This is a genomic window from Actinomadura sp. GTD37, assembly GCF_041951365.1.
Taxonomy (GTDB): domain Bacteria; phylum Actinomycetota; class Actinomycetes; order Streptosporangiales; family Streptosporangiaceae; genus Spirillospora.
On the sequence record NZ_JBGNUS010000007.1, the window covers coordinates 151,875 to 176,870 of the forward strand.

26 protein-coding genes and 1 pseudogene are annotated in these 24,996 nt (G+C 72.2%); 11 read left to right on the forward strand and 16 right to left on the reverse strand.

All coding sequences use genetic code 11. The features are described from left to right. Positions 1-4 precede the first annotated feature (4 nt). Entirely contained in the window at positions 5-793 is a 789-nt protein-coding gene (locus tag ACA511_RS31100; protein WP_375028229.1) for a hypothetical protein, read from the reverse strand. 113 nt (positions 794-906) lie between these two features. Beyond that, entirely contained in the window at positions 907-1,146 is a 240-nt protein-coding gene (locus ACA511_RS31105) for a helix-turn-helix domain-containing protein (RefSeq protein ID WP_375028230.1), read from the reverse strand. 208 nt (positions 1,147-1,354) lie between these two features. On the opposite strand from ACA511_RS31105, the gene ACA511_RS31110 reads away from it, so the two are divergent. Together ACA511_RS31110 and ACA511_RS31115 are read left to right on the forward strand one after the other, a co-directional pair. Next, on the forward strand, positions 1,355-1,867 hold the full coding sequence (locus ACA511_RS31110; protein WP_375028231.1) for a multiprotein-bridging factor 1 family protein: 513 nt from the start codon (positions 1,355-1,357) through the stop codon (positions 1,865-1,867). Positions 1,868-1,969: 102 nt separating this feature from the next. Further along, a complete protein-coding gene (locus ACA511_RS31115) occupies positions 1,970-2,740 on the forward strand; it encodes a hypothetical protein (protein WP_375028232.1) in 771 nt (256 codons plus the stop codon). 76 nt (positions 2,741-2,816) lie between these two features. Here ACA511_RS31115 and ACA511_RS31120 read toward each other — a convergent pair whose 3' ends face one another. The 3 genes from ACA511_RS31120 to dapE all read right to left on the reverse strand — a co-directional run bounded on the left by ACA511_RS31120 (position 2,817) and on the right by dapE (position 5,010). Continuing rightward, positions 2,817-3,005, reverse strand: a complete 189-nt coding sequence (locus tag ACA511_RS31120) for a hypothetical protein (RefSeq protein WP_375028233.1) — start codon at positions 3,003-3,005, stop codon at positions 2,817-2,819. Between the two features lie 131 nt (positions 3,006-3,136). Then, entirely contained in the window at positions 3,137-3,937 is an 801-nt protein-coding gene (locus ACA511_RS31125; RefSeq protein ID WP_375028234.1) for a TIGR00730 family Rossman fold protein, read from the reverse strand. After that, entirely contained in the window at positions 3,934-5,010 is a 1,077-nt protein-coding gene (gene dapE, locus ACA511_RS31130) for a succinyl-diaminopimelate desuccinylase (RefSeq protein ID WP_375028235.1), read from the reverse strand. Before dapE ends, ACA511_RS31125 begins: the two co-directional genes overlap by 4 nt. Positions 5,011-5,039: 29 nt before the next feature. On the opposite strand from dapE, the gene ACA511_RS31135 reads away from it, so the two are divergent. Beyond that, positions 5,040-5,714 (forward strand): 4'-phosphopantetheinyl transferase family protein, encoded by a 675-nt coding sequence (locus ACA511_RS31135; RefSeq protein ID WP_375028413.1) that lies wholly within the window; start codon positions 5,040-5,042, stop codon positions 5,712-5,714. Positions 5,715-5,773: 59 nt separating this feature from the next. On the opposite strand, the gene ACA511_RS31140 is transcribed toward ACA511_RS31135, so the two are convergent. Further along, on the reverse strand, positions 5,774-6,610 hold the full coding sequence (locus ACA511_RS31140; protein WP_375028236.1) for a 2,3,4,5-tetrahydropyridine-2,6-dicarboxylate N-succinyltransferase: 837 nt from the start codon (positions 6,608-6,610) through the stop codon (positions 5,774-5,776). Positions 6,611-6,654: 44 nt separating this feature from the next. Here ACA511_RS31140 and ACA511_RS31145 point away from each other — a divergent pair, with 44 nt between their 5' ends. After that, positions 6,655-7,572: a hypothetical protein gene (locus ACA511_RS31145; RefSeq protein WP_375028237.1), complete on the forward strand. Its 918-nt coding sequence runs from the start codon at positions 6,655-6,657 to the stop codon at positions 7,570-7,572. A gap of 127 nt (positions 7,573-7,699) precedes the next feature. Here the strand turns inward: ACA511_RS31145 and ACA511_RS31150 are convergent, their stop codons facing one another. Further along, positions 7,700-9,451: a phospholipase D family protein gene (locus ACA511_RS31150; RefSeq protein WP_375028238.1), complete on the reverse strand. Its 1,752-nt coding sequence runs from the start codon at positions 9,449-9,451 to the stop codon at positions 7,700-7,702. A 217-nt stretch (positions 9,452-9,668) separates the two neighbouring features. Here ACA511_RS31150 and ACA511_RS31155 point away from each other — a divergent pair, with 217 nt between their 5' ends. Beyond that, positions 9,669-10,847 (forward strand): glycosyltransferase family 4 protein, encoded by a 1,179-nt coding sequence (locus ACA511_RS31155; RefSeq protein WP_375028239.1) that lies wholly within the window; start codon positions 9,669-9,671, stop codon positions 10,845-10,847. Next, positions 10,826-12,097, forward strand: coding sequence for an MFS transporter (locus ACA511_RS31160; protein WP_375028240.1), 1,272 nt, complete (start codon positions 10,826-10,828; stop codon positions 12,095-12,097). The genes ACA511_RS31155 and ACA511_RS31160 overlap by 22 nt, the downstream gene beginning before the upstream one ends. A 35-nt stretch (positions 12,098-12,132) precedes the next feature. On the opposite strand, the pseudogene ACA511_RS31165 reads toward ACA511_RS31160, so the two are convergent. Beyond that, a pseudogene (locus ACA511_RS31165) lies at positions 12,133-12,417 on the reverse strand (MFS transporter); the annotation flags it as partial. Positions 12,418-12,488: 71 nt separating this feature from the next. On the opposite strand from ACA511_RS31165, the gene sigJ reads away from it, so the two are divergent. Further along, a complete protein-coding gene (sigJ, locus tag ACA511_RS31170; RefSeq protein ID WP_375028241.1) occupies positions 12,489-13,397 on the forward strand; it encodes an RNA polymerase sigma factor SigJ in 909 nt (302 codons plus the stop codon). Positions 13,398-13,405: 8 nt separating this feature from the next. On the opposite strand, the gene ACA511_RS31175 is transcribed toward sigJ, so the two are convergent. The 7 genes from ACA511_RS31175 to ACA511_RS31205 form a co-directional block, all read right to left on the reverse strand. After that, entirely contained in the window at positions 13,406-13,879 is a 474-nt protein-coding gene (locus ACA511_RS31175) for an RrF2 family transcriptional regulator (RefSeq protein WP_375028242.1), read from the reverse strand. After that, on the reverse strand, positions 13,879-14,850 hold the full coding sequence (locus tag ACA511_RS31180) for a sulfate/molybdate ABC transporter ATP-binding protein (RefSeq protein WP_375028243.1): 972 nt from the start codon (positions 14,848-14,850) through the stop codon (positions 13,879-13,881). The genes ACA511_RS31175 and ACA511_RS31180 overlap by 1 nt, the downstream gene beginning before the upstream one ends. After that, entirely contained in the window at positions 14,850-15,638 is a 789-nt protein-coding gene (locus ACA511_RS31185; protein ID WP_375028244.1) for a sulfate ABC transporter permease subunit, read from the reverse strand. The genes ACA511_RS31180 and ACA511_RS31185 overlap by 1 nt, the downstream gene beginning before the upstream one ends. Further along, complete coding sequence (cysT, locus tag ACA511_RS31190) at positions 15,631-16,476, reverse strand: sulfate ABC transporter permease subunit CysT (protein WP_375028245.1); 846 nt, start codon at positions 16,474-16,476, stop codon at positions 15,631-15,633. Before cysT ends, ACA511_RS31185 begins: the two co-directional genes overlap by 8 nt. A gap of 4 nt (positions 16,477-16,480) precedes the next feature. Beyond that, entirely contained in the window at positions 16,481-17,479 is a 999-nt protein-coding gene (locus ACA511_RS31195) for a sulfate ABC transporter substrate-binding protein (RefSeq protein WP_375028246.1), read from the reverse strand. A 243-nt stretch (positions 17,480-17,722) separates the two neighbouring features. After that, entirely contained in the window at positions 17,723-18,202 is a 480-nt protein-coding gene (locus ACA511_RS31200) for a carboxymuconolactone decarboxylase family protein (RefSeq protein ID WP_375028247.1), read from the reverse strand. After that, on the reverse strand, positions 18,199-19,278 hold the full coding sequence (locus ACA511_RS31205; RefSeq protein ID WP_375028248.1) for a dihydrodipicolinate reductase: 1,080 nt from the start codon (positions 19,276-19,278) through the stop codon (positions 18,199-18,201). Before ACA511_RS31205 ends, ACA511_RS31200 begins: the two co-directional genes overlap by 4 nt. Positions 19,279-19,451: 173 nt before the next feature. Here ACA511_RS31205 and ACA511_RS31210 point away from each other — a divergent pair, with 173 nt between their 5' ends. From ACA511_RS31210 to ACA511_RS31220, 3 genes are all read left to right on the forward strand, one after another. After that, positions 19,452-21,083, forward strand: coding sequence for a GMC oxidoreductase (locus ACA511_RS31210; protein WP_375028249.1), 1,632 nt, complete (start codon positions 19,452-19,454; stop codon positions 21,081-21,083). A 266-nt stretch (positions 21,084-21,349) separates the two neighbouring features. Continuing rightward, positions 21,350-22,243 carry a DMT family transporter gene (locus ACA511_RS31215; RefSeq protein WP_375028250.1) on the forward strand — a complete coding sequence of 298 codons (894 nt, stop codon included), beginning with the start codon at positions 21,350-21,352 and terminating at the stop codon, positions 22,241-22,243. Then, a complete protein-coding gene (locus tag ACA511_RS31220; protein ID WP_375028251.1) occupies positions 22,240-23,109 on the forward strand; it encodes a DMT family transporter in 870 nt (289 codons plus the stop codon). Before ACA511_RS31215 ends, ACA511_RS31220 begins: the two co-directional genes overlap by 4 nt. On the opposite strand, the gene ACA511_RS31225 is transcribed toward ACA511_RS31220, so the two are convergent. Continuing rightward, a complete protein-coding gene (locus ACA511_RS31225; protein ID WP_375028252.1) occupies positions 23,087-24,118 on the reverse strand; it encodes a hypothetical protein in 1,032 nt (343 codons plus the stop codon). The genes ACA511_RS31220 and ACA511_RS31225 overlap by 23 nt on opposite strands. Positions 24,119-24,182: 64 nt before the next feature. Here ACA511_RS31225 and ACA511_RS31230 point away from each other — a divergent pair, with 64 nt between their 5' ends. Beyond that, positions 24,183-24,917: a polysaccharide deacetylase family protein gene (locus ACA511_RS31230; RefSeq protein ID WP_375028253.1), complete on the forward strand. Its 735-nt coding sequence runs from the start codon at positions 24,183-24,185 to the stop codon at positions 24,915-24,917. The last annotated feature ends 79 nt before the right edge of the window (positions 24,918-24,996 follow it).

Consider the following 24,996-nt stretch of genomic DNA (forward strand, 5'->3'; position numbering starts at 1 on the left):
CGCCTCACATTCCGGAGGCGCTCTTGGCCCGCCCGCCCCGGCGCACCAGGGACACCACGCCGCCGGCGCGCGGCTGGGCCGCCGAAGGCTCCGCTCCGGGGTCCCGGTGCTCGGCCGGCGCGCCCGCGTCCAGGGCGTTCACGCCGGCCGGGTCCCGCGCGCCGGGGTCCTCGGCCGGGGGCCAGGCCCGGACGGCGAGGACCTCGTCGAGCAGCGGCCAGGCGACGGGGACGCCGTCCTCGTCGAGGAGGGTGAGCTGCCCCCCTTCGACGGAGCCGAGCAGCCCGATGTCCCGGGTGCCGTCGGAGTTGTCCACGCAGACCTGGGAGCCCATGAGTGAGGCGAAGGCGCGGGGCACGGCGATCGGGATCTCCGGTTCCGGCGCGAACGGCGGCCGGGACCCGAGGCGCGCCCGCTCGTCGGCGTGCAGCGCGACGACGTGCGCGGCCGCGTACAGCGCGCGCATCGACTCGGCCAGGTGCCCGAACTGCGCGGCGGTGGAGTCCGGCGGCAGGGCCATGCGGATGCTGCCGATCGCGAGGCCGAGCCCGTCGTCCTCCCCGGCGACCTCGCGGATCTCGCCGGGGGACGGGATGGGCGCGGTGCCGTGCGCGATCGTCAGCAGGAACTTCGCCTCGGCGGCGAGGCCCTGGTGCCGGTGCAGGACCTCCATGACCTCGAAGGCGGCCTTGCGGTGGTTCTCGAGTTCCTCGTGGGCCCTTTCGACGGTGGCCTCGTGCTCGGCGACCGACGCGGCGAGGTCGTTGATGGTGCCCTGACTGAGCCAGTTCATCGGGCTCCTCCGGCGGGGCCGGGGCCGGAGAGGGCATGACGAGAGGGTGGTGCGGTGCTCATGTGCGTTTCCTTCGTGCGGGTTCGCCGGACGGGTCTCGCCGCCCGTGGAGATCAGTTCGACACTTCCCACCGCTCGGCCGGCTCGACCGGGCAGGCGCCCATGTCCTTGATCGCTTCAAGGTCCTCATGGGCGAACCGGAACAGGCGCTTGCCGTAGCGGCGGTGCGGTATCTCTCCCCGGCTCGCTGCCCGGACGAGCCAGTCACGGGTGAACGACGTGATCTCTGCGGCTTCCTGCGGCGTGAACAGAAGCCGTTCCACGGGGATCTCGGTGCCTGGAGAGCTTGACATGACGGGAAGCGTAACGCATCTCAGTGCGTCGTGCAGCTTAAAGACGCGTTTTAACCATGCCATGTGTTGTTCGATGCACTTCGTTGCATGGGACCCGGACTCCGCGCGGCCAAAACGCGTTACGACTCGTCAAAGTCCGTTTTGCTCCGCTACACTTACGCACCGTGTCAGGCCGTCACCCCGCACACACAAAAGGAGCCTGATCACGTTGGACGACCTCGACGACCTCGATGACCGCGGCCACCCGCCGGCCGCCTGGCGCCGGCTGGGACAGATGGTCCGGCAGCGCCGCATCGAACTGGGCTTCGGTTCCCAGGCCAGCCTCGCCGCGGAGGGCGGCCCGTCGCTCTCGGTCGTGAACAAGATCGAGACCGGTCGCGGCCGCGACTACACCGACCGCGTGATCATCCCCCTGGAGGACCGGCTCGGCTGGCGCCGCGGCAGCTTCCGCGCCATCCTCGACGGCGGCGAGCCCGTCTGCCTCGACGCCCCCGTTCCCGGGGCGCCGCCCACGGCCGCCGAGCACACCCATGACGGGAACTATCCCGAGGAAGTGGTCGGCGACCCCTTCCTCCGCTTCATCTGGGACGCACCGGAAACACTCGCCGACGACGAAGACAAATGGGCGGCGGTGACCGGCGTGCTACTCAAACGTATGCGTCCGGCGCCGAGGTCTCTCGACGAGCAGCCGGACTCTCAACAGAAGGCCGACAACATATAGCGTCGGTAGCTGGGTAGCAGGCGAATCTGCAATCCATTGCTTCTGTCTGGGTCGTACTGCTCGGGGGCGCGGTCGACGCGTATGACGCGATCGGGAGACGTCATGGATTTTCCTGATGAACAGCGCCTCAAAGAGACCATCGAACGTCTGACTCGGGAGAACGCCAAACTGCGCACCCAGCTGGCGGTCGCCCAGCAGTGGAACCCGCCCCTCGACCTGGAGCAGGCATTCCGGTCGGCCCGGGGCTGGCAGTGCCTCACGGTACCACTCTTGCCCGAACAATCCACGCTGATCCTCATCAGCGGACGCAAACCCGGAAAGGACGAGGAGGAGGACGATGAGGCGGCCGGCGAAGTGTGGCGCCACCTGCAGACCGCAGCCGCGCCGGGCGGCCGGATAGGCCCGTTCGCGCGGGCCAGGATGCCCCGCCGCCTACTCGGCTACCTGCGAGAACAGAGCGGGAGGACCATCATCGTGCTCAACCGCGACCTGCGTCGCGGCCAGGTGTCGCAGGCGGCCCGAATGCTCCGGGAGAGCTCCAAAAGAGGCCGCCCTAAAATCCGGCTCCTGGAGCTGTCCGCCATTCCGCTGCTGAGCCTCTGCGCACTCCTGCACGGCGACATGGCCAAGGGCGCGGCCGGATTCTCGGCGGCCGCCGCGGCGGCGCCCGCCACCATCATCCTGCCCGCGGCGGTCGCGTCCGCCATCGGCCCGAACCTGGATCTGCACACGATAACCGTCCGGCACCATCCCCCATCGCATACCCGGCAGGACGACCGGCCGCCGGGCTGGCCGTCCGGCCCCGGAACCCCCTACATCTTGAAGCCGCCGCCCGTCCCCGGTTCCCCGTACAGGCTGGATCCGTCGCGCTGATGTAAAGCGTCCGTTCCGGTGGGGTGTTCGCTCTTTTCATTTGATGAGAAATCTCGGGGCGGACACCCCGCCGCGGCTATTCGAAATCGTCGGGGCTCAGATCCTCCATCCGGCCTCCGCGCCCCTCGGGGGAGTCCGGATGGAACCCCTCCTCCCCCTTGTGCCGGTCCTCGGCCGCCGGCGGCATCGGCCAGGCGCCGCTCACGTACTCGCCCGGGTCCCGCCGGGCGTCCCCGGCACCGTCCTCGGGCTTCCACTCGGTCATGTCCCGTCCCCCCTTACCGGGATATTTCCGACAGCCCTACCCGGTCACGCCGCCCCCACACGGCTCGCCGGGAGGCGATCCGGCGCCGCCCCCCGCCGCCCCCTGCCGCTCCCCGCCGACCGGCCGCCGGGTCACTCCCCGGCGCCCTCCCTCGTCTCCGCCTGTGCACGGGCCTCGATGATCTGCTGCCGGGCGCGGGTGTGGCCCTCGACGATGATCCGGACGACCTCCTCGGGGTCGTCGGTCAGGTGGACGAGGTCGATGTCCTGCGCGGAGATCTTGCCGCTGGGCAGCATGGCCGTCTTGACCCAGTCGAGCAGGCCGCCCCAGAACTCCGTCCCGACCAGGACGATCGGGAAACGGGTGATCTTCCTGGTCTGCACGAGGGTGATCGCCTCGAACAGCTCGTCGAGGGTGCCGAAGCCGCCCGGCAGCACCACGAACGCCTGCGAGTACTTCACGAACATCGTCTTGCGGACGAAGAAGTACCGGAACTCGATGCCGATGTCGACGTAGTCGTTGAGCTTCTGCTCGAAGGGCAGCTCGATGCCGAGGCCGACCGACATGCCGCCGTTCTCGTCGCAGCCCCGGTTGGCCGCCTCCATGATCCCCGGGCCGCCGCCGGTGACGACGGCGTACCCGGCCTCGTGCAGGCGCGCGCCGATGTCGACGGCGAGCTTGTACTCCGGCGAGTCCGGCTTGGTGCGGGCGCTGCCGAAGACGCTGACCGCCTTCGGCAGCTCGGCGAGCAGGCCGAATCCCTCCACGAACTCCGCCTGGATCCGCAGGACGCGCCACGGGTCGGCGTGCACCCAGTCGACCGGGCCGCGGCCGTCGAGCAGCCGCTGGTCGGTGGTGGTCTTCGGGACGGCGCGCCCGCGCAGCATGGCCGGCCCCTGGCGCCGGGACGGGGAACTGGCATCCAAAGTCATGCGCCCACGGTAGTCCGACCGGCCAGCCACGTGCGCATACGTTGCTCGCACTCGGTGATCAGGGGCGTCTCGACGTACTCGTCCCTGGTGTGCGCGAGGGTGGGTTCGCCGGGCCCGTAGTTGACGGCCGGGACGCCGAGCTCGGCGAAGCGGGCGACGTCCGTCCAGCCGAGTTTCGCGCGGACCTCGACGCCGCTGGAGGCGACGAACGCGGCGGCCGCCGGATGCGTCAGCCCAGGCCGGGCCGCCGACGCGACGTCGGTGACCGTGACGTCGAAGCCGGCGAAGACCTCCCGGACGTACGCCTCCGCGTCGGCCGGGGACTTGTCGGGCGCGAACCGGTAGTTCACGGTGACGACGCATTCGTCCGGGATGACGTTCCCGGCGACGCCGCCCGCGATGAAGACCGCGTTCAGGCCCTCGTGGTATTCGAGGCCGTCCACAACCGGACGCGCCGGCTCGTACGCGCGCAGCACGTCGAGGATCCGCCCCGCCGTGTGGATGGCGTTCGACCCCATCCAGGCGCGCGCGCTGTGCGCCCGCTCGCCCCGCGCCGCCACCTCGACCCGCATCGTGCCCTGGCAGCCGCCCTCGATCTGCCCGCCGGTGGGCTCCATCAGCACGGCGAAGTCCCCGGCGAGCAGCTCGGGGCGCGCCGCGGCGAGCTTCCGCAGCCCGTTGCGCTCGGCCTCGATCTCCTCGCACTCGTAGAAGACGTAGGTGACGTCGCGGTTCGGCTCCGGGACGGTCGCGGCGAGCCGCAGCGCGACCGCGACGCCGCTCTTCATGTCCGTGGTGCCGCACCCGTAGAGCCGGTCGCCGTCCAGCCGGGACGGCAGGTTGCCGTTCAGCGGGACGGTGTCGAGGTGCCCCGCCAGCACGACCCGCTCGCCGCGTCCGAGCTCGGTGCGGGCGACGACGTTGTGGCCGGAGCGCTCCACCGCCAGGTGCGGGAGCGCACGCAGCGCCTCCTCGACGGCGTCGGCGAGGGCGCCCTCCGCGCCGCTCACCGACTCGATGTCGACGATCGCCGCCGTCAGGTCCACGACGTCCGAGAACAGATCAAGCCCCATGCCCAAGTCCTATCATCACGTTCGTGGAGATGCTGGAGTGCGCCGTCCGCTGGGCGGCCCCCGTGGACGAGCCCGACATGCGCGCCCTGCTGGACGAGCGGGAGCGCGATCGCTACGACCGGTTCATGCGCGCCGAGGACAAGGCCCGGTTCGTCACCGGCCGCTTCCTCGCCCGCACCGTCCTCGCCGAGGCGGTCGGGCTGGCGCCGGAGAGCATCCGCTTCACCACCGACTGCCCGCACTGCGGCGGCACGCACGGCAAGCCCCGGCTGCCCGGCAGCGGCCTCGACTTCTCCCTGTCCCACTCGGGCGACCGCGTCGTCCTCGTCCTCGCCGAGGGCGCCGAGGTCGGGGTGGACGTGGAGCGGGAGAGCGACCGCGACATCGACCGCCTCGCCGAGATGGTCCTGACCGCCGCCGAGCGGGCGGACCTCGCCGCCATGGACGACCGCAGACGCGGCTTCCACGCCTACTGGAGCCGCAAGGAGGCCCTGCTGAAGGCCACCGGGCACGGACTCGCCGCGCCGATGACGTCCATCCACGTCTCCTCCCCCGACGCCCCGGCGGAGGTCATCGCGTGGGAGGGCGACGCGGCGGTGTCCCCCGTCCGGCTCGCCGACCTGACGCCGGGCCCCGGCTACGCCGCCTCCGCCGCCATCCTCACCGGGCGCCCCCTGCGGATCACCGAGACCTCGTTCGGCTGACGGCCGTCCCCCCGGCAGGGGCGAGACCGGGCGGACGAGGATCGTGGGCGCGCGGCGCGTCAGGTGTTGATGCCGTGGTCGCGGAGGATGTCGTTCAGGGACGCCTTGTCGTGGCGCTGCCCCTCCTCCAGCCGCTTCAGGATCAGCACGGCCGGGAGCCCGAACGTGCCGCCCTTGAACTCCTTGTAGCGGGTGCCGCCGACGGCGACGCACCAGTCGGGGATGCGGCCGCGGCTGATCTCCTCGCCCGTCTCGACGTCGATCACCGGCATGGACGCCGACAGGTTCGTGCCGGAGCCGACGACGGCGCCCTTCCCGACCCGCGCCCCCTCGACGATCATCGAGCGGCTGCCGATCATGGCCTCGTCCTCGACGATGACGGGCTTGGCGTTCGGCGGCTCCAGCACGCCGCCGATGCCGACGCCGCCGGACAGGTGGACGTTCTTGCCGATCTGCGCGCACGAGCCCACGGTCGCCCACGTGTCGACCATCGTGCCGGAGTCGACGTACGCGCCGATGTTGGTGAACGACGGCATCAGCACCACGCCGGGGGCGAGGTAGGCGCCCCAGCGGGCGATGGCGCCGGGGACGACGCGGACGCCGTCCAGGCGGCTCTTCAGCGGGATGCGGTCGTGGTAGCGGAAGTCGCCCACCTGTCCGCGCGCCATGCCGAGGACCTTGAAGCTCAGCAGGATCGCCCGCTTGGCCCGCTCGTCGACGACGACGTCGCCGGTCGCGGGGTCGATGTGGGCGACGCGGGCCTCGCCCGTGTCGATCTGGTCGACGGCGGCCACGATGGCGGAGCGCGCGTCGGCGTCGTCCGGGGTGAGGTCGGCGCGCCGCTCCCACAGCTCGTCGATGCCGCCGGAGATCGGGCTGGTGAACGTTTCGGTCATGACTCCTGAGCTTAGTGGTGGCCATCTCCCGGTACCTTCTTCGCGTGGCTGTTTGGGCGAGGTTGAAGGAGCGTCCCGAGGAGGGCGCGAGCGGTGGCGGCCGCCGCCGCGGCCTGCGCTGGGCCGTGGGCCTGGCCGTCGTCGTGATGCTGCTGGCCGTGGGCGGCTTCGTGCTCTTCGACCGGGCGCGCCCCTACCTGCACGGGTCCGGCTGCGAGGCGCGGACGAGCCGGGGGACGATGCCGCTCGACCTGGAGCAGGCCGCCAACTCGGCGACCATCGCCGCGGTCGCGTTCCGCAAGCGGCTGCCCGAGCGGGCGGCGGTGATCGCCTACGCGACGGCGATCCAGGAGTCGCACATCCGCAACCTGCCGGGCGGCGACCGCGACTCGGTGGGCATGTTCCAGCAGCGTCCCTCGCAGGGCTGGGGCACCCCGGACAAGCTCCGCGACCCCGTCCAGTCCACGAGCAAGTTCTTCGACGCCCTGGTGAAGATCAAGGACTACCTCGACCGCGACCTGCACGACGCCGCGCAGCTGGTGCAGCGCAGCGCGGACGGCACCGCCTACGCCCAGCACGAGCCGGACGGCGAGCTGCTCGCGACGGCGTTCACCGGCCGGGAGCCCGCCACGGCGCGCTGCTGGTTCCCGCCCGACGAGCAGACCGCGTCCCGCCGCCCGGAGGCGATCCTGGAGATGCGCCGCGCGTTCGGCAGCCGCCTGAAGGTGGGCGGCCCGGGGTCCCTCAAGGCGGGCGCGCCGTCCGGCCCCGACTCGTGGAACGCGGTGCGGCCGTCGAGCGCCCGCGAGGGCTGGGCGGTCGCGTCCTGGGCCGTGACCCACGCCCAGGCGTACGGCCTCACCGAGATCCGCTTCGCGGGCAAGCGCTGGACGGCCGACGCCGGCCACGACGGCTGGACCCCGGACGAGGACGCCTCCGAGGACGCCGTCATCGTCCGCTGACCTGCGACCACTGCCGGACGGTGCGCACAAGAATCGTTTGCCCGGACAATGTCGCTGGCCTCCAGTGAGAACGATCGAGGCCAAGCGGTCCCGCAGCGCTGGTCGGCCGGGCCCCGCATCGGCGGTGTCAGACGGGGGTTCGGGAGTCCGGGTCCTGGCGGTCGTGGCTCTCCGGGGAGTACGGGGCGGTGACCGGCATCGGCAGCTGGAAGCCCTTGATCGCGGGCAGCAGCGCCACGCCCGGCGGGAGCGCGCCGCCCCAGGCCCGGCACCAGAGGGACAGCGCGTTGTCGATGTCGAGGAGTTCGTCGTAACCCTTCTGCTCAAAGGCGATCAGCGGCATCTCCTCCGGCAGGGCCATTCCGCAGTACTTGGCCCACAGGTCGCGGCGCAGTCTCCGGACGGTGTCGGTTCCAGCGGCGTCCAGGATCGCGACGGACAGCTCGATGTCGGTGTAGAGGCTTCGCCGCATCGAGTTGGCCGATCCCACGATGCAGAAGACGTCGTCGATGATGGTCACCTTGCAGTGCACGGTGGTGTTGGTCCAGCCGCGGAACTCCAGGCCCTGCAGGCCGCTGCTGGAGTCCAGCAGGAGCGGCGGCACGCCTGGTATCAGGTGCTCGTTGACCGCGTGGGCCAGATCGCCGGTAGGCGGGTCGGCGGGGTCGCTGCCGTGCAGCAGGATCACCTTGAGTTGCGGGCGCTGCCGCAACCGGGCGTTGATCCAGCCCATGATCTCCTGGCTGGTGAAGCCCTGGTCGGCGATGAAGATGTACTTCTCCGCCTTGCGGATCGCCTTTTCCAGCGCCACCTTGAACTCGAAGAGGCCGTCCTTCGCGAAGCTGATCGGCTGCTTCTGGAAACCGATGCCCGCGGCGATGAGGGCCCGCACCACCGCGCTCTTCTCGAATATCCAGGCGGGCCCGGCCGTGGTGAACCGCATGCACGGGACGGTCCGGAGCACCTGGACGTGGGCTCCGGTCCCCGTCCCGGCCGGCTTCGCCGCCAGGTCGGGGATCTTGCCGGCCGATGTGAGCCGTGAGGGGATCTGCTGCCCGCCGATCTGGAACGTCTCGACCGGCAGGCCGAGGTTCTCGGCCCACAACTGCTGGAAGAACCGGTGGATCGCGGTCGCCCCGGGCCCGGTCACCCGCACCGCGAGGTCGTGCCAGTACTTGGCCTTCCGGTTCTCCACCGGGTCGATGCCGCCGGTGAAGGCGCGCGTGGACTTCCGGTCGCCGGCCACCACGAGCTTGCAGTGCGCCGCCCCCATGGGGTGCGCGGCCAGGTTGAGCAGCACGTTGCCGGCGCCCTGGTCGCCGAAGTGCTTGCGCATCTCCGCCACGCTGAGCAGCGTCTGCGCGTTCACCACGCGGATGCCCTCGAGTTCGGGGACGGCGTACCTGGCGGCGAACGGCGACACCCAGGCGAGAATCCGCACGTCGGCGCCGGAATCGTGCAGTTCCTTCAGCCGCGTGGAGAGCGGTTCGCCGCTCGGGAGGATCATCGGGGGAAGGTCCGTGCCGACCTTCACCGGCAGGGTCACGTCCTTCAGGACGGGGAACTGCCTGGCGACGGCGGCGCCCATCTCCCCGAGCGCCCGGATCTCCGTCGCGGCCGACACCGGGGACAGGCCGAGCCACCATGCGGACAGGTAGAGGAAGCGGCCCCGCTCCTTGGACGCGCACAGCGTCTTGATCTCGTCGTCCAGCGCGGTGAAGTACGCCGTCCCGTTGATGAAGTAGTCGACCGTGTTGCCTGACAGGTCGCTGGGGAAGATCTGCTCCGGGGGGTGATCGCCGTTCGCCCATTCCTCCCGGTCCATCTCGCTTGCCAGGTACGTGCCGATCAGTTTCCGCGTTCCCGACGTGTTGTCCATCCCCGCCGCCCTTCCCCGCCCCTCGGGTGAGGGTGCCGGTCGACGATAGGACCGCGCGGACGGCCGGAGGCAGGGACGGCGAGGTGACACTTACCCTCCGCAGCTGTCCGAATCCGGACAGCGGTTGCGGTAGACAGCCCTCCGCCCCGGGTCGGCACACCGCCTCGGTGGGCGGTCGCGTTGGTTGGAGCGCGGTTGTGCGGGAATCCGGTGTCGCATGGACATACCGCGGACTCTCGTGCTGACCGGGCACTTCCCCCCGGAGCCCGGGGGTGTGCAGACGTTCACCTGGGAGCTGGTGCGGCGGCTGCCCGCGGAGCGGGTGGTCGTGGTGGCGCCGGCGCGGCCGGGGGCGGCGGAGTTCGACGCGGGGCTGGGCTTCCCGGTGGTGCGGCGGCACGGGTATCTGCTGTTCCGGGGGCTGCGGGCGCTGGTGGCGCGGCACCGGATCGAGGCGGGGTGGATCACGGCGGCGGCGCCGTTCGGGATGTACGCGCCGCTGGTGCGGGCGGCGGGGGTGCGGCGGCTGGTCGGGTCCGCGCACGGGCAGGAGCTGGGCTGGTTCCGGGCGCCGCCGACGCGGGCGGCGCTGCGGGCGGCGGCCCGGTCGTTCGACGTGCTCACGTACCTGTGCGAGGCGACGCTGCCGGAGCTGGCGGGCGCGGTCGGGGACCGGACGCGGCTGGTGCGGCTCGCGGGGGCGGTCGACACGGTGCGGTTCCGGCCGGGCCTGGACGGGGCGGCGGTCCGGCGGCGGCACGGGCTCGGCGCGGGGCCGGTGGTGCTCAGCGTGGCCAGGCTCGTCCGACGCAAGGGCCACGACATGCTGATCCGCGCGTGGGCGGACGTGGTGCGGCGCCGTCCGGACGCGCGGCTGGTGATCGTCGGGGAGGGCCCGATGCGGCGCCGGCTGGCCGAGCTGGCCGACCGGTTCGGGCCGGGGACGGTCACGCTGGCGGGGCTCGTGCCGGCGGCCGACCTGCCGCGCTACTACGCCGCCGCCGACGTGTTCGCGCTGCCGTGCCGCGACGACCGGCGGGGGCTCCAGACGGAGGGGCTCGGCCTGTCGGTGCTGGAGGCGTCCGCGGCGGGGCTGCCGGTCGTGGTCGGGCGCTCCGGCGGCAGCCCCGCGTCGCTGATCGACGGGCGGACCGGCGTGCTGGTGGACGCGACCGTCCCGGACGAGCTGGCGCTCGCCCTGCACGGGCTGCTCGCCTCACCGCGGCGGGCCGCCGCGATGGGCGCGGCGGGGCGGCACTGGACCTGCGAGAACTGGAGCTGGGACGCGGCCGCCGCGCGGCTCGCCGCGCTCCTGCCGGGCTCTCCCCGCCCCGATTCGCCGGCGCGGCGCGCCAGACCGGGGATGGAGCCCGCATGGGACTCAAGGAGCAGCTGAGCCGCCGGGACTTCCGGCGGCTCATCGTCGGGCAGACGGTCTCCTCCTTCGGCGACTGGACGGGCACGCTCGCGCTGATGTACTTCGTCCTGGAGCTGAGCGGCTCCACGACGGCGGTGGGCGGGGTGCTGGTGCTGCGGCTGCTGCCGTCCGCGGTGGGCGCGCCGGTGGCGGCGCGGGTGGTGACGCGGTGGCGGCGGCGCAGCGTGATGCTGTGGTCGGACCTGATCCGCACGGGCATGGCGTTCGCGCTGCCGCTCGTGCCGTGGCTGTGGTGGGTGTACTTCTGGGCGTTCCTCATCGAGGTCGTCGGGCTGATGTTCCTGCCGGCCCGGGACGCGGCGATCCCGTTCCTCATCGAGGACGACGAGGACGAGCACGACACCGCGACGCTGGAGATGGCGAACGGCATCACGATGGCGACGTCCTACGGGATGATCCCGCTGGGCGCGGGCGCGTTCGGGCTGCTGCTGTGGGTGTCGAACATGGCGGGCTGGGAGGGCCACTGGCGGTACGTGGTGGTGTTCTGGCTGAACGCCGTGACGTACGTCGTGTCGTACTTCGCCATCCGGTCGATTCCCGACCTCGGTCCCGGGCCGGTGGAGCGGCGGCAGATGGAGCACACCGAGCGGGAGTCGCAGGGCGGCTTCTTCAGGGCGCTGCGGCTGCCGGTGGTGCGCGGCGTCCTGCCGGGGGTCGCGGTCGTCGCGCTGGGCCTCGGCGCCCTGTTCTCGCTGGGCGTGGTGTTCGTGCGGAACACCCTCGACGCGGGCGCGGTCGGGTTCGGCGTGCTGGTGGTGCTGTTCGGCGTGGGCGCCCTCGCGGGCCTGCTGCTGATCCACCGCAAGGCGGGCAGCCTGATGACGCAGATCAAGCTGGGGACGGCCGCGCAGGGCGTCGTGATCGCGCTGATGGGCGGGCTGGGGTCGATCGGCTGGTCGTTCGCCGGGGCCGTCGTGTTCGGCGCCGCCGCGACGAGCGCCCTGGTGGGCGGGATCACCTACCTCCAGGAGTCGCTGAGCGGGGTGGAGCGCAACCTCGCCCTGACCGCGTTCCACGCCGTGCTGCGGTTCGGGCTGGCGCTCGCGGCGCTGATCTCGGGCGCCGCGGCCGACCTCCTGAAGGAGGCCGGCGCGTCGCCGCTGGGCCTCGAGCCGGGCCAGTTCGTGCTGGCGGCGTCCGGCCTGGTGGTGCTGGCGGGCACCTTCCTGATCCGCGTGCCCGGCGCGGGCCGCGGGTCGGCGACCTGACGGGCGCGGGCTCCGGGTCCTTCGCAGACCGGCACGTTCACCAGCATCACCCAGCGCCAGCCGGGTCCGTCCGTCAGCAGGCCGCCGAGCAGCACCCCGGCGGCGGACGCGCCGCCCGCGACGCCGCCCCAGACGCCGAGCGCCTTGCCCCGGTCGCCGCCCTCTTTGAACATCGTCGTCAGGATCGACAGCGTGCCCCGCGCCTCGTGACGAGGAACGAGTCCGTCATGAAGCCCTCCGGGTGGTGTCGTTTCGCGACCCTTGGCGAACCGGGAGGCCGGGAGTGCGACGCCGCCGCCGGGCAATGAGGCCCAGCTCACATTCCCGCCCCGGATGTCACACTCCGGGCGGGTGCGGCCCTCTGATGGGGGAGCCCACAGGAGGTCGAGCCATGCCGGAGAGCACCGCCGCGGAGACGGCGACGAGGGTGTTCGCCGACCATCGGGAGCTGCTGTTCTCGGTCGTCTACAACATGCTGGGCAGCGTCGCCGACACCGAGGACGTCCTTCAGGACGCCTGGCTCGCGTGGCGGGCGCGCAGCGGCGAGCGGGACGCCGAGGAGATCGGGAACCCGCGCGCCTACCTGGTGCGGGTCGCGGTCAACACGGCGCTGTCCCGGCAGGCGGCGATCAGCCGCCGCCGCGAGACGTACGTGGGGCCGTGGCTGCCCGAGCCGCTGGTGAGCGAGGCGGGCGCGGACGAGTCCGCCGAGCGGGCGGAGGCGGTGTCGATGGCGCTGCTCGTCGTGCTGGAGACGCTCACCCCGCTGGAGCGCGCCGTGTTCGTCCTGCACGAGGTGTTCGGGTACGCGCACACGGAGATCGCGCCGATCCTGGACCGGAGCCCGGCCGCGGTCAGGCAGCTCGCGCACCGGGCGCGCGAGCACGTCCAGGCGCGCCGCCCCCGGTACCAGGCCGACCCGAAGGTGCAGCGGCAGGTGACGGAGCGGTTCCTCCAGGCCGCGCTGGGCGGGGACCTGGAGTCGCTGATGGCCATCCTGGCCCCCGACGTGACCCTGTGGACGGACGGCGGCGGCAAGGTCAGGCGCGCGGCGGCGCTCCGTCCGATCCACGGCGCGGCCAAGGTCGCCCGCGTCATCGCCGGCACCGCCGGATCGCACAGCGGGCGGCTGGACATCCGCTACCGGACGGTCAACGGGGACCCCTCGGCGGTGCTGTTCGACGCGGACGCCCCGTTCGCCGTCATGGTCCTCGACCTGGCCCCGGACGGCGACCGCGTCCGGGGCGTCTACGCCGTCACCAACCCCGACAAGCTCACCCGCGTCACCGAGGACGGCTGAGCGGGCCGTCAGTCCTGCACGATGGTGATGCGGCTGTTCGGCCCGTCCGTGTCCCGCGCCATGCCGGCGAGGGCGCGGACGTGGGCGGGCAGGCGGCGGCGGGTGAGGTCCTCCAGGGTCGTCTCGTCCAGCACCCAGCGCAGGGCGGTGTCGGCGGCGTGCCACACCTCGTCGAGATGCGCCGCGTCGTCCGGCGGCCGTCCCGGCTCCGCGCGCGGGTCGGCGAAGCCCGCGTCCATGGCGCGGACGACCTCGCCGACGGTGATCTCGGTGGCGGGCCTGGCCAGCCGGTACCCGCCGTCGTTGCCCCGCTGGCTGACCACCAGCCGGGCCCGCCGCAGGTCACCGAGCACGGTCTGCAGGAAGGTGAACGGCAGTCGCTCGGCCTCGGCCAGCGCGGGGGCGCTGAGCCTGGCCGGCCCGGCCGCCGCCATGGCGACCAGGGCGCGCATCGCGTAGGTGGTGCGGGCGGTGACGTGCATCAGGACGCGGGGACGACGGCGGCCTCGACCGCCGGCCGCACGTGGACCTCGGCGCCCGGCTCGGCGCCCAGCCGCCCGGCGGCCTGCCGCGTCATCTGCGCCCAGGAGACGTCGTCCTCCGCCGCGCCGCGCAACCGGAACTCGACCCGGACCTCGAACCCCAGCCGCACCACGCGGGTGACGGCGGCCGGGACGGTCCCCGGCGCGGGTTCGGCCGACACCTCCACGTCGTGGGGGCGCAGCAGCCGGCCGCCGATCTCCGTGACCGGCCCGAGGAAGCGCATCACGAAGGGGGTGGCCGGGTTGTCGTAGATGTCGCCCGGCGCCCCGACCTGCTGGACGGCGCCGTCGGCCAGCACCACGATCGAGTCGGCGACCTCGATCGCCTCCTCCTGGTCGTGGGTGACGAAGACGGTGGTGACGTGCACCTCGTCGTGCAGGCGGCGCAGCCACGCCCGCAGCTCCTTGCGGACCTGGGCGTCGAGCGCGCCGAACGGCTCGTCCAGCAGCAGGACCTCGGGGTCGACGGCGAGGGCCCTGGCGAGGGCCATGCGCTGCCGCTGGCCGCCCGAGAGCTGCGCCGGGTACCGCCCGGCGAACTGGTCGAGGTGGACGAGTTCCAGCAGTTCGCCGACCCGCCGCCGGATCTCGTCCTTGGACCGCTTGCGGATCTTCAGGCCGAACGCGACGTTGTCGAACACCGTCAGGTGCTTGAACGCGGCGTAGTGCTGGAAGACGAACCCGACGCCGCGGCGCTGCGGCGGGAGCCGCGTCGCGTCCCTGCCGGAGATCAGCACCGTCCCCGAGTCGGGCGTCTCCAGGCCCGCGATCACGCGGAGCAGGGTCGACTTGCCGCCGCCGCTCGGCCCGAGCAGCGCGGTCAGCGAGCCGGACGCGATGTCGACCGACACGTCGCGCAGCACCGGCGCCTCGCCGAACGACTTGTTCACATCGCGGACTTCGATCGCCATCAGGTGCCGTCCTTCGGTCGCAGGAGCCGGGTCGCCAGCAGGCTGACGACCGCGATCGCCGCCAGCGCGAGCGAGGCGGCGTACGAGGCGTGCGCGTCGAAGTTCTCGAAGCGCTCCTCGACGAACAGGGTCAGGGTCTGGGTCTGGTCGACCGTCCGGCCGGAGACGACGGCGACCGCGCCGTACTCGCCCAGGGCGCGGGCCAGCGAGAGGACGATGCCGTAGCCGAGCGCGGCGCGGATGCCGGGCAGGGTGATGCGGCGGAAGGTCTGCCAGCCGCCCGCTCCGAGGGTCCTGGCGGCCTGCTCCTGCTCGTCCCCCAGTTCCTCCAGGACGGGGACGATCGCCCGCACCACCAGCGGGAGGCAGACGAACACCGTCGCCAGCACCATGCCCGGGGTGGAGAAGATGATCTGGATGCCGCGGGCCTCGAACCAGCCGCCCACCGGGGTGAAGCCGCCGTACACGAGGATCAGCGCCAGCCCGACCACGACCGGGGAGACCGCGAGCGGCAGGTCGACCAGCGCGCTGAACAGCCGCCGGCCCGGGAACCGGTGCCGGACGAGCAGCAGCGCGGCCAGCACCCCGAACACGGTGTTGAGGACGACGGCCCAGCCCGCGACGATGAGCGTGACCTTGAAGGCGTGCAGCGCGGAGCGGGTGGTGAGGGCGTCGACGAACGGGCCGAGGCCGTCCTCGAACGTCCGCCAGAAGATCAGCCCGACCGGCACGATCAGCAGGAAGGCCAGGTAGGCCAGCACGGTCAGGCGCAGCGCGTGTCTAGCCATGGCGGGCCCCCCAGCGGCGGACGAGGTCGATCGCGAGCAGGAACACCAGCGACAGCGCCAGCAGGGCGGTCGAGGTGGCGGCCGCGGCGGCGGTGTTGTCGCTCTCGATCTGGCCGAAGATGTGCACGGCGGCGACCTGCGTCTTGAACGGGACGTTCCCGGAGATCAGCACGGTCGACCCGAACTCGGAGATGGCGCGGGTGAAGGCCAGCGCCGTCCCGGTCAGCATCGCCGGCACCAGGTTCGGCAGGATGATCCGCCGGAAGACCGTCCAGTTGCCGGCGCCGAGCGAGGCGGCGGCCTGCTCCATCTCGCGGTCCAGTTCCAGCAGCACCGGCTGGACGGTCCGGACCACGAACGGCAGCGTCACGAACAGCAGCGCGACGACGACGCCGGCGCGGGTGTAGGCCAGCGAGACGCCGAGCGGGCTGTCCGCCCCGTACAGGGCGAGCAGGACCAGCCCCGCCACGATGGTCGGCAGCGCGAACGGAAGGTCGATCAGCAGGTCGACCAGGCGCTTTCCGGGGAAGTCGTCGCGGACCAGCACCCAGGCGATCAGCGTGCCCATGACCAGGTTGATCAGCGCCACCAGCAGCGAGGCGATGACGGTCAGCTTCAGCGCGGCCCACGCGTCCGGGGTGGTGATCGCGTCCCAGAAGGCGGCGGGCCCCTGCGAGGTCCCCTTCCACAGGACCGCCGCCAGCGGGATCAGCACCACCGCGCTCAGGAAGATGGTCGCCGTGCCCACGCCGACCGCCGTGCCGCCCCACGCGGGCGGGGTGATCCGGCGGCCGGGCGCGGGGGTGGGCGCGTCCCTCGTCTTCTCGATCGTCGGCACCGGGCTAGCCCTCCACCGAGACGCCGATGCCCTTCTCGACGTCGGCCATGATGCTGCCCTTGGGGTCGAAGAACTCCTTCTTGACCTTGGGCCAGCCACCGAGGTCGGCGATCGTGAAGAGCCCGGACGGGTTCGGGAAGCCCTCGGCGCCGGGGACGCCGTCCACGACGGGCCGGTACCCGTTCTTGACGAAGATCTCCTGCGCCTTCTTGCCGTACAGGTACTTCAGGAACGCCTGGGCCTCAGCCGGGTGCGCGCTCTTCTTGGTCACCGCGACCGGGTTCTCGATCAGGAGGGTGGAGTCGGGCACCGTGTAGTCGATCGGCTGGTTGTTCTGCTTGGCGAAGATGGCCTCGTTCTCGTAGGCGAGGAGCACGTCGCCCTTCCCGCCCGCGAACGTCTGCAGCGACTTGCGGGCGCTGGAGTCCTGCACGGGGACGTTCTTGAACAGCGCGTGCAGGTAGGCGGTGCCGGCCGCCTTGTCGGCGCCCTTGTTCGCCTTGGCGCCGTACCCGGCCATGATGTTCCACTGCGCCCCGCCGGAGGTGAACGGGTTCGGGGTGATGACCTGGACGCCGGGCTTGACCAGGTCGTCCCAGGTCTTGACGTTCTTCGGGTTGCCCTTGCGGGTGGCCAGGACGACGACGGAGTTGCTGACCATGCCCTTCTGCGGGCCGGAGTTCCAGTTCGCGTCGACGAGGCCGGCGTCCACCAGCCGCGTCATGTCCGATTCCAGGGAGAACTCGACGATGTCGGCCTTCAGCCCGTTCGCCACCGCGCGGCTCTGCTCGCCGGACGCGCCGAACGACTTGGTGAAGGCGACCTTCTTGCCCTCGGGCGTCTTCTGGTACTCCTTGATGATCGCCTCGAAGGCGGCCTGGGGCGTGGAGTAGGACACCAGCGACAGCCGGACCTTCCCGGAGTCCCCCGACCCCCCGCAGGCCGCCGCCCCCAGGGTGACGGCGGCCAGTCCCAGCACGACCCCGGTCTTGCGTGCGCGCATCGTCTCTCCCAGACTTTCCCTACATGTTTGGTCGACAAAGCATGTTGCATCGACGCGTACACGTCAAGTCCGGGCAAACTATTTCCTACTAAGACTATAGGAATAGTTGATTTTTAGCCGAGGCAGTGATTCGCTATGGATCGACGGGATCCCGCGCGGCCGGCCGTCCGCGGCCTGGACCCGTCACCGACCCGGGCCCGGGGCTGGGGTGGCCCCGGGCCCGCCCGCTCTCGCGGCTCCCGCCTACGGCTTGGGCAGCATGCACATGGTGTCGAGGCCGAGGACGCGGTTGAGGCGGCCGAACGCCAGCCAGGAGCCGATGCACATGCTCAGCTCCACGATCTCGCGCTGGGTGTAGTGCGCGGTCATGCGCTCCCAGAACTCGTCGTCCAGGCCGTGGTGGTCGAGCGCGTAGCGCTCCGCGTACTCGGCGGCGAGGCGGGTGCGGTCGTCGAAGCGGCCGGTGGTGCGCCACTCGGCGACCGCGCCGGCGAACTCCTCCTCGACCTTCTCGCCGTCGCGCTCCGTCCGCCAGTCGAGGCAGAACACGCACCCGTTGATCTGCGCGATGCGCAGGCGGGCGGCCTCGAACTCGCGGAGGCCGAGGGTCGTGTGCGCGTACACCGCGAGCGAGAGGCCGGACGCGGCCGGGCCGATGCCGGGCACCAGCTCGCCCCACGCGTACTGGATCGGGTCCTTGCCGTCGGGGACGTCGAGGTTCATGAGCGGGTGCCTCCGAGCCTGCCCACGGCGGGGCGCAGCGGGACGTCGAGCGCGTCGTAGAGTCCGGGCCGGGCGTCCACGAGCCAGTCGATGGCGCTGACGAGGCGTCCGACGGCGGTGGCGTTGCCGCCCGACGCGCGGTTGCCGTGCTCGTCGGTGGCCTCGACGGTGACCTCGATGCGCGGGACGCCCTCGATGACCACGCGGTGCGCGCCGTCGCCGTCCGGCGGGACGGGCCAGTCCGGCGCGCAGGACGGGTGGATGCGGGTGACGTGCTCGACGACGATGCGGGCCTCGCCGTCCACGATGCCCTGCACCTCGAACCGGACCGCGCCCTGGGTGCCCTTCTCGAAGTCGCCCATGGACGCGGTGGTGATGGTGTCGTCCAGCGGACGGCGGTCCAGGGTCTCGCGGATCTCGTCCAACTCGACGCCGAGCGCGCGCGCCATCAGCCGGACCTGCCCGCCCCACACCATGGTCGGGACGGTCGCGGCGAGCATGGGCGGCTCGTAGTCCATGGGCTGGCCCATGCCGACCAGGTAGCGGACGGAGTCCGGCTGGTCGTAGGTGGAGTAGTCGAAGATCTCCTGGCAGCGGATGACGTCGATGACGCCGCCGAGCCCGCTGATCATCAGCGGCAGGACGTCGTTGCCCCAGCCGGGGTCGACGCCGGAGACGAACAGCGAGCCGCCGCCCTCGGCGACGGCGTCCAGCACCGCCTCCCGCATCTCCGCCGGGGCGTTGCGCTGGTCGTAGAGCGCGTACAGCGCGGGCGTGACGACCACGGCGCCGGCGCGGACCGCCCGCAGGATGTCGGCGAGCGCCTCGTCCGGGCGGATGTCGCCGGACGCCGCGTAGACGACGGCCTGCGGGCCGGAGGCGAGGACGGAGTCGATGTCGGTGGTCGCGGCCACGCCGAGCCCGCGGCCGAGACCGGCGAGGTCGCCCGCGTCCCGTCCGGCCTTGCCCGGGTCGTGGACGATCACACCGGTGAGGTTCAGCGCCGGATGGGCGTCGACGGCGCGCAGGGCGAGTCGCCCCACGTTGCCGGTGCCCCAGACGATCGCGGAGATCATGGGCGGAATGTAACAAAGCCCGGATCACTTGCCAAGCAAGCACTTGGTTCACTGGCTGTGACCTGGCAACACGTGAGGGTGACGGGTCGTAAGTTACTTTTGCGTAGCTAGTGACTTCGCCCTCCTCTCGATATAGAACCTGTTTCAGTCTCAGTGAGAGTGAGGGAAGTCACATGAGCGACTTCGCCATGCCCAGCGGGAGACCCGACGGCATGTCCCGGCGCGGATTCATCGTTGGAACCGGTTCCATTTTGGGGCTCGGACTGATGGGCGGCACCGGCGCGGCCACCGCCCGGGCGGCCGGGCCGATCGGCAACGGCGCGCACGTGCCCGTCCTGATCATCGGCACCGGCTACGGCGGCTCCGTCGCCGCGCTGCGGCTCGCCCAGGCGGGCGTCGACGTGCACATGGTCGAGATGGGCCAGTCCTGGGACACCCCCGGCTCGGACGGCAAGATCTTCGCCAACACCCGGTCGCCCGACTACCGGTCCTACTGGCTGCGGACCCGGACGAAGCAGCCGCTCAGCAACTTCCTCGGCTTCCCGCTCGACAAGGACGTCCCCCGCTACGCCGGGATCCTGGACGCCGAGGAGTTCGCCGGCATCACCGTCTACCAGGGACGCGGCGTCGGCGGCGGCTCGCTGGTCAACGGCGGGATGGCCGTGACGCCGCAGCGCTCGCGGTTCAGCGGCGTCCTCCCGTCGGTCAACGCCGACGAGATGTACGGCGTGTACTACCCCCGCGCCAACGCCGGCCTCGGCGTCAACGAGGTCGACCGGGCGTGGTTCGACACCACCGACTGCTACAAGTACGCGCGGGTCGGGCGCAAGCACGCCGAGCGCTCGGGGTTCGACTTCGTCTACGTCCCCAACGTGTACGACTTCAACTACATGAAGCAGGAGGCGGCGAATGCGGTGCCGAGGTCGGCGCTGGACGCCGAGATCCTCTACGGCAACAACCACGGCAAGAAGTCGCTCCAGAAGACCTACCTGGCGCAGGCCAAGGCGACGGGCCGGGTCTCCATCTCGCCGCTGCACCGGGTGACGTCGGTGTCCCCGGCGTCCGGCGGCGGCTACACGGTCGCCATCGAGCAGCTCGACACGTCCGGCGCCGTCACGGGCGGCAAGACGGTGACCGCCGACCGGGTGTTCTTCGCGGCCGGCAGCGTCGGCACCAGCAAACTGCTGGTCAAGCTCCGGGCGACCGGCGCGCTGCCCGGCCTGAACGGCGAGGTCGGCAAGGGCTGGGGCGACAACGGCAACGTGATGTGCGGCCGCGCCAACCACATGTGGGACGCGACCGGCAGCCTCCAGTCGTCCATCCCCACCGCCGGCATCGACAACTGGGCGGCCGGCGGCGCGTTCGCCGAGGTCGCGCCGCTGCCGACCGGCATCGAGACCTACGCCTCGTTCTACCTGTCGATCACCAACACCCCGCAGCGCGGCGAGTTCTCCTGGAACGCCTCGGCGGGACGGGCCGAGCTGAACTGGCAGCAGTCCTGGAAGCAGACCAGCATCGACATGGCCAAGACGATCTTCGACAAGATCAATAAGAAGGAGGGGACGATCTACCGGACCGACCTCTTCGGCGCCTACAAGATCTGGGGCGACCACCTCACCTACCACCCGCTCGGCGGCGCCGTCCTGAACAAGGCCACCGACAACTACGGCCGCCTGCGCGGCTACTCCGGGCTGTACGCCATCGACGGCTCGCTCATCCCCGGCAACACCAGCGTCAACCCGTTCGTCACCATCACGGCCCTCGCCGAACGCAACATCGAGAAGATCATCGCGACCGACCTGTAGCGGCTCGCCGAGGGGATCCGGCCACGGGCGCGTGTGGCCGGACTTTTCACGTCCGGGGCAAGGCCGGGTCAGGGCGGGGCATCGGACGGCCCCCGCCGCGCGGCACGCCGGACCCGCGGGGGCGCACCCGGGTTGTCGGTCGAGTATCCGGGTAGCGGCTGGTCAACGGGGGGCTCGGACGCGCACGGCGCGCCGCCGGCAGGCCCCGCATCGCGCACCGGCGCATCAAGCACCGTCCAGTCGGTCGGGGGAAAACGTGGATTCGGATGAGCATTCTCGGCATGGGCATCGCCGTGGTGGCGGCGTGCTTCATCGGGCTCGGGTTCGTGGCGCAGCAGCATGCGGCCTTCCGGGAACCGCTGGAGCAGATCCTCCATCCGCGGCTGCTGCTGGACCTGCTGCGCAGCCGGCTGTGGCTGACCGGCATCGCCTCGATGATCGTCGGCCAGATCATCTTCGCGTTCGCGCTGAACATGGCCGACGTCGCCGAGGTCACGCCGGTGCTGACGGTCAACCTCATCTTCGCGCTGTTCGCCGCGCACGTGATCTACCGGGAGCCGCTCGGCCGCAACGAGTGGCTGGGGGCGCTGCTGCTGTGCGGCGGCGTCGCGACGTTCCTCGGGATCGGGACGCCGCACGGCGGCGACCTGCCCGGCGTGCACTCGCCGCGCTGGCTCGCGGGCGGGGCGGTGCTCGGCCTCGTCGCCCTGTGCGCGTTCGGCGGCCTGCACCGCGACCTGCGCGTCCGCGCGATGCTGCTGGCGTGCGGCGCCGGGCTGCTCTACGGGCTCCAGGACACGCTGACCCGCAGCGTCCTCGTGGTGTCCGACGACGGCTTCGCCAAGACCATGGTGACCTGGCAGCCGTACGGCCTGGTGTTCATCGGGGCGCTCGGGCTGCTGTTCGCGCAGAGCGCGTTCGACGCGGCGCCGCTGCGGATCTCGCTGCCCGCCACCACGGCGGCCGAGCCGCTCACCGGCATCGCGCTCAGCATCGTGATCTTCGGGGAGCGGGTGGAGCTGGAGGTCTCCGACCTCGCCCTGGAGTCGCTCGGGCTCGCCGCGATGGTCGGCGGCATCATCGTCCTCGGCCGGTCGCCGTACCTGGGCAAACCCGGCGAGCACCCGTCCGTGTCGGCTGACGGGGTGGAGTACCGATGATCGCCATCGTCCTCGCGCTGCTCGCCGGAGCCTCGAACGCCATCGCGTCCGTGCTCCAGCGGCGGGTCGCCAAGGCCGCGCCCGAGTCGGACGCCTTCAAGCCCGCGCTCATCCTGGACCTGCTGCGCAGCCCGATGTGGCTCGGCGGCATCGTGGCGCTCATCGCCGCGTTCGTGCTCCAGGCGGCGGCGCTGTCGATCGCGGGCCTGTCGCTCGTCCAGCCGCTGCTGGCCGTCGAGCTGCCGTTCACCATGATCCTCATCGCGTGGCTGGCGCCGCGCGGGCTGAAACGCGTGCCGTGGCCCGCCGTCGTCCTGCTCACCGTGGGGCTGGCCGTGCTGCTGTTCGCGCTCTCGCCCGACGAGGACTACCACCTGCCGAGCACCTCGGCGTGGATCGTCGCGATGGTCTGCACGGTCGGCGCCGTCGCCGGGCTCATCGCGGTGGCATGGGCCATCCACCGGCCCGCCCGCGCGGTGCTGCTGGGCATCGCCACGTCGACCGGGTTCGCGCTGACGGCCGCGTTCATGAACACGGCCACCCGCCAGCTCGAAGACGGGATCGAGACGGTCCTGACGTCCTGGCAGGTCTACGCCATGGCACTGGCCGGCCTCATCAGCCTCTTCCTGCTGCAGAACGCGCTGCAGAGCGGCAGCCTCGTCGCGGTGCAGCCCGCGCTGACCATCTCCGACCCCGTCGCCAGCATCATCCTCGGCGTCTACCTGTTCGGCGAGGACGTCCGCGGCGGGCCGTGGATCATCCTGGAGGCCGCCGGCCTGGCGCTGATCCTCCTCGGCAGCATCGGCATCGCCCGATCCCCGCTGCTGCACGAGGAGCACAGCGTCAGCCAAGCGCAGCGCGTATGACCCGCTCGGCGGGGACGGCGTCGAACAGCGCGGCCGCCCGCCGGGCGCGGGACCTCCGCGCCGCCCCGTCCGCCAGCAGGTCGAGCGCCTCGACCAGCTCCCCCGGCGTCCGCGCGTAGCAGCTCACCCCGGCCCGCGCCATCGCCGCGGCGCCGTCGCGGCCGTGCCCCGGGATCGGCCGGTAGGAGATCACCGGCAGCCCGCACGCGAACGCCTCCCGGCAGGTCAGCCCCGCCGCGTTGTCGATCAGCGCGTAGGCGCCCGCCATCAGCGCCGCCATGTCGTCCCGCCAGCCCAGCGCGGGCCCGTACACCCGCTCCCGGAGCCGCTCGTTCCGCCCGCACAGCACCACGGGCACGTACCGGCCGGACGCCGCGAGGCCCTGCGCCGTCTCCACGACCCGCCCGACGCCCCACGCGCCCGCGGAGATCAGTACGATCCGGTCGTCCGGCCGCGCCCCCGCCGCGTCCCGCAGCGCGCTCCCGGTCCCCCGCCGGCGCCGGAACTCGGGCCGGACGACGGGCGCGTGCCCGGACGCGGGACGTCCCGTCCGCTCCGTCACCGTCCGCGCGGCCCGCTCGTCCGGGCACAGGTAGCGGTCGTTGCCCGCGTGCAGCCACAACCGGTGGACGGCGAAGTCGGTCACCAGCACCAGCGACGGCACGGTGAGCCGCCCCGAGTCGCGCAGCCGCCCGGTCGCCTGCGCCGCGACGTGGAACGTCGACACGACCGCGTCCGGCGGCAGCTCCCGGATCCGCGCGTCCAGCCGGCTCGCGATCAGCGCGGTGAGCGGCGACGCGGGCGGCGGGCGCCGGGACACGAAGAACGACCGGTAGATCCCCTCGTACAGCCACGGCGCGGACCGGACCATCCCCTCGTACATCCGCCGCAGCCCGTCCCCGAGCCGCAGCGGGACCAGGTCGAGCACGTCCAGGACGGACGCCTCGACGTCCCGCACCGCCATCCGGCGCGCCAGCTCCGCCGCGACCGCGTCATGCCCCGCGCCCATACCCGCCGTCAGAATTAAGAGTCGCTTGCCCATGAGTTGAGCTCCCCCCGGTGAAACTGTCTGCATGTCCCGCCGCGCCGTCTTGACCGCCGCCCTGCTGGGCCCCGCCATGGCGGGCCCCGCCCTGCTGGGCCACGCCCTGCCCGCGGCCACCTGGCTCCGTCCGGTCCGCCGCCTGACGCCCCGCATCGCCGGGCGCGGCGGCCCCCGCCACGTCGCCCTCACCCTCGACGACGGCCCCGACCCCGGATCCACGCCCCACTTCCTGGACGAACTGGACCGGCTGGACTGCCGCGCGACCTTCTTCGTCCTCGGCACGATGCTCCGCCGGGTCCCGTCCCTGGGCCGCCGCATCGTCGGCGAAGGCCACGAGATCGCCGTGCACGGCTGGCACCACGACAACACCCTGACGACCCGCCCCGGCCGCACCTCCGCCGGGATACGGGACACGGTGCACCTCATCGAGGACGTCTGCGGCGTGACCCCGTCCTGGTACCGCCCCCCGTACGGCGCCCTCAGCACCGAGGCGCTCCTGGGAGCGCGCCGCCAGGGCCTGCACCCCGTCCTGTGGACGGCCTGGGGCAAGGACTGGACGGCCTCCGCCACCCCCGCCTCCGTGCTGGAGACCCTCGCACCGGGCCTCACGGGCGGGGCGACGCTCCTCCTGCACGACAGCGACGTCACCGCGGCACCCGGCGCATGGAAGTCGACCCTCGGCGCCCTCCCCGAGGTCGTCGCCCGATGCCGCGCGGCCGCCCTGACCGTGGGCCCCCTGCGCGACCACGGAGTACACCCGTAACGCCCCCTGTCACACGGCTACTACTCCCCCGCCATCCGCCCCCTATGTAGCGCTGACCACCCGTTTCTCGGTAGTCCCT

Excerpts from the sequence above, each read along its gene's own strand:
- ACA511_RS31100 (WP_375028229.1), bottom strand. The coding sequence starts at position 793 with ATGAACTGGCTCAGTCAGGGCACCATCAACGACCTCGCCGCGTCGGTC.
- ACA511_RS31105 (WP_375028230.1), bottom strand. The coding sequence starts at position 1,146 with ATGTCAAGCTCTCCAGGCACCGAGATCCCCGTGGAACGGCTTCTGTTC.
- ACA511_RS31115 (WP_375028232.1), top strand. The coding sequence starts at position 1,970 with ATGGATTTTCCTGATGAACAGCGCCTCAAAGAGACCATCGAACGTCTG.
- ACA511_RS31120 (WP_375028233.1), bottom strand. The coding sequence starts at position 3,005 with ATGACCGAGTGGAAGCCCGAGGACGGTGCCGGGGACGCCCGGCGGGAC.
- ACA511_RS31125 (WP_375028234.1), bottom strand. The coding sequence starts at position 3,937 with ATGACTTTGGATGCCAGTTCCCCGTCCCGGCGCCAGGGGCCGGCCATG.
- dapE (WP_375028235.1), bottom strand. The coding sequence starts at position 5,010 with ATGGGGCTTGATCTGTTCTCGGACGTCGTGGACCTGACGGCGGCGATC.
- ACA511_RS31135 (WP_375028413.1), top strand. The coding sequence starts at position 5,040 with ATGCTGGAGTGCGCCGTCCGCTGGGCGGCCCCCGTGGACGAGCCCGAC.
- ACA511_RS31140 (WP_375028236.1), bottom strand. The coding sequence starts at position 6,610 with ATGACCGAAACGTTCACCAGCCCGATCTCCGGCGGCATCGACGAGCTG.
- ACA511_RS31150 (WP_375028238.1), bottom strand. The coding sequence starts at position 9,451 with ATGGACAACACGTCGGGAACGCGGAAACTGATCGGCACGTACCTGGCA.
- ACA511_RS31155 (WP_375028239.1), top strand. The coding sequence starts at position 9,669 with ATGGACATACCGCGGACTCTCGTGCTGACCGGGCACTTCCCCCCGGAG.
- ACA511_RS31160 (WP_375028240.1), top strand. The coding sequence starts at position 10,826 with ATGGGACTCAAGGAGCAGCTGAGCCGCCGGGACTTCCGGCGGCTCATC.
- sigJ (WP_375028241.1), top strand. The coding sequence starts at position 12,489 with ATGCCGGAGAGCACCGCCGCGGAGACGGCGACGAGGGTGTTCGCCGAC.
- ACA511_RS31175 (WP_375028242.1), bottom strand. The coding sequence starts at position 13,879 with ATGCACGTCACCGCCCGCACCACCTACGCGATGCGCGCCCTGGTCGCC.
- ACA511_RS31180 (WP_375028243.1), bottom strand. The coding sequence starts at position 14,850 with ATGGCGATCGAAGTCCGCGATGTGAACAAGTCGTTCGGCGAGGCGCCG.
- ACA511_RS31185 (WP_375028244.1), bottom strand. The coding sequence starts at position 15,638 with ATGGCTAGACACGCGCTGCGCCTGACCGTGCTGGCCTACCTGGCCTTC.
- ACA511_RS31195 (WP_375028246.1), bottom strand. The coding sequence starts at position 17,479 with ATGCGCGCACGCAAGACCGGGGTCGTGCTGGGACTGGCCGCCGTCACC.
- ACA511_RS31200 (WP_375028247.1), bottom strand. The coding sequence starts at position 18,202 with ATGAACCTCGACGTCCCCGACGGCAAGGACCCGATCCAGTACGCGTGG.
- ACA511_RS31205 (WP_375028248.1), bottom strand. The coding sequence starts at position 19,278 with ATGATCTCCGCGATCGTCTGGGGCACCGGCAACGTGGGGCGACTCGCC.
- ACA511_RS31210 (WP_375028249.1), top strand. The coding sequence starts at position 19,452 with ATGAGCGACTTCGCCATGCCCAGCGGGAGACCCGACGGCATGTCCCGG.
- ACA511_RS31215 (WP_375028250.1), top strand. The coding sequence starts at position 21,350 with ATGAGCATTCTCGGCATGGGCATCGCCGTGGTGGCGGCGTGCTTCATC.
- ACA511_RS31220 (WP_375028251.1), top strand. The coding sequence starts at position 22,240 with ATGATCGCCATCGTCCTCGCGCTGCTCGCCGGAGCCTCGAACGCCATC.
- ACA511_RS31225 (WP_375028252.1), bottom strand. The coding sequence starts at position 24,118 with ATGGGCGCGGGGCATGACGCGGTCGCGGCGGAGCTGGCGCGCCGGATG.
- ACA511_RS31230 (WP_375028253.1), top strand. The coding sequence starts at position 24,183 with ATGTCCCGCCGCGCCGTCTTGACCGCCGCCCTGCTGGGCCCCGCCATG.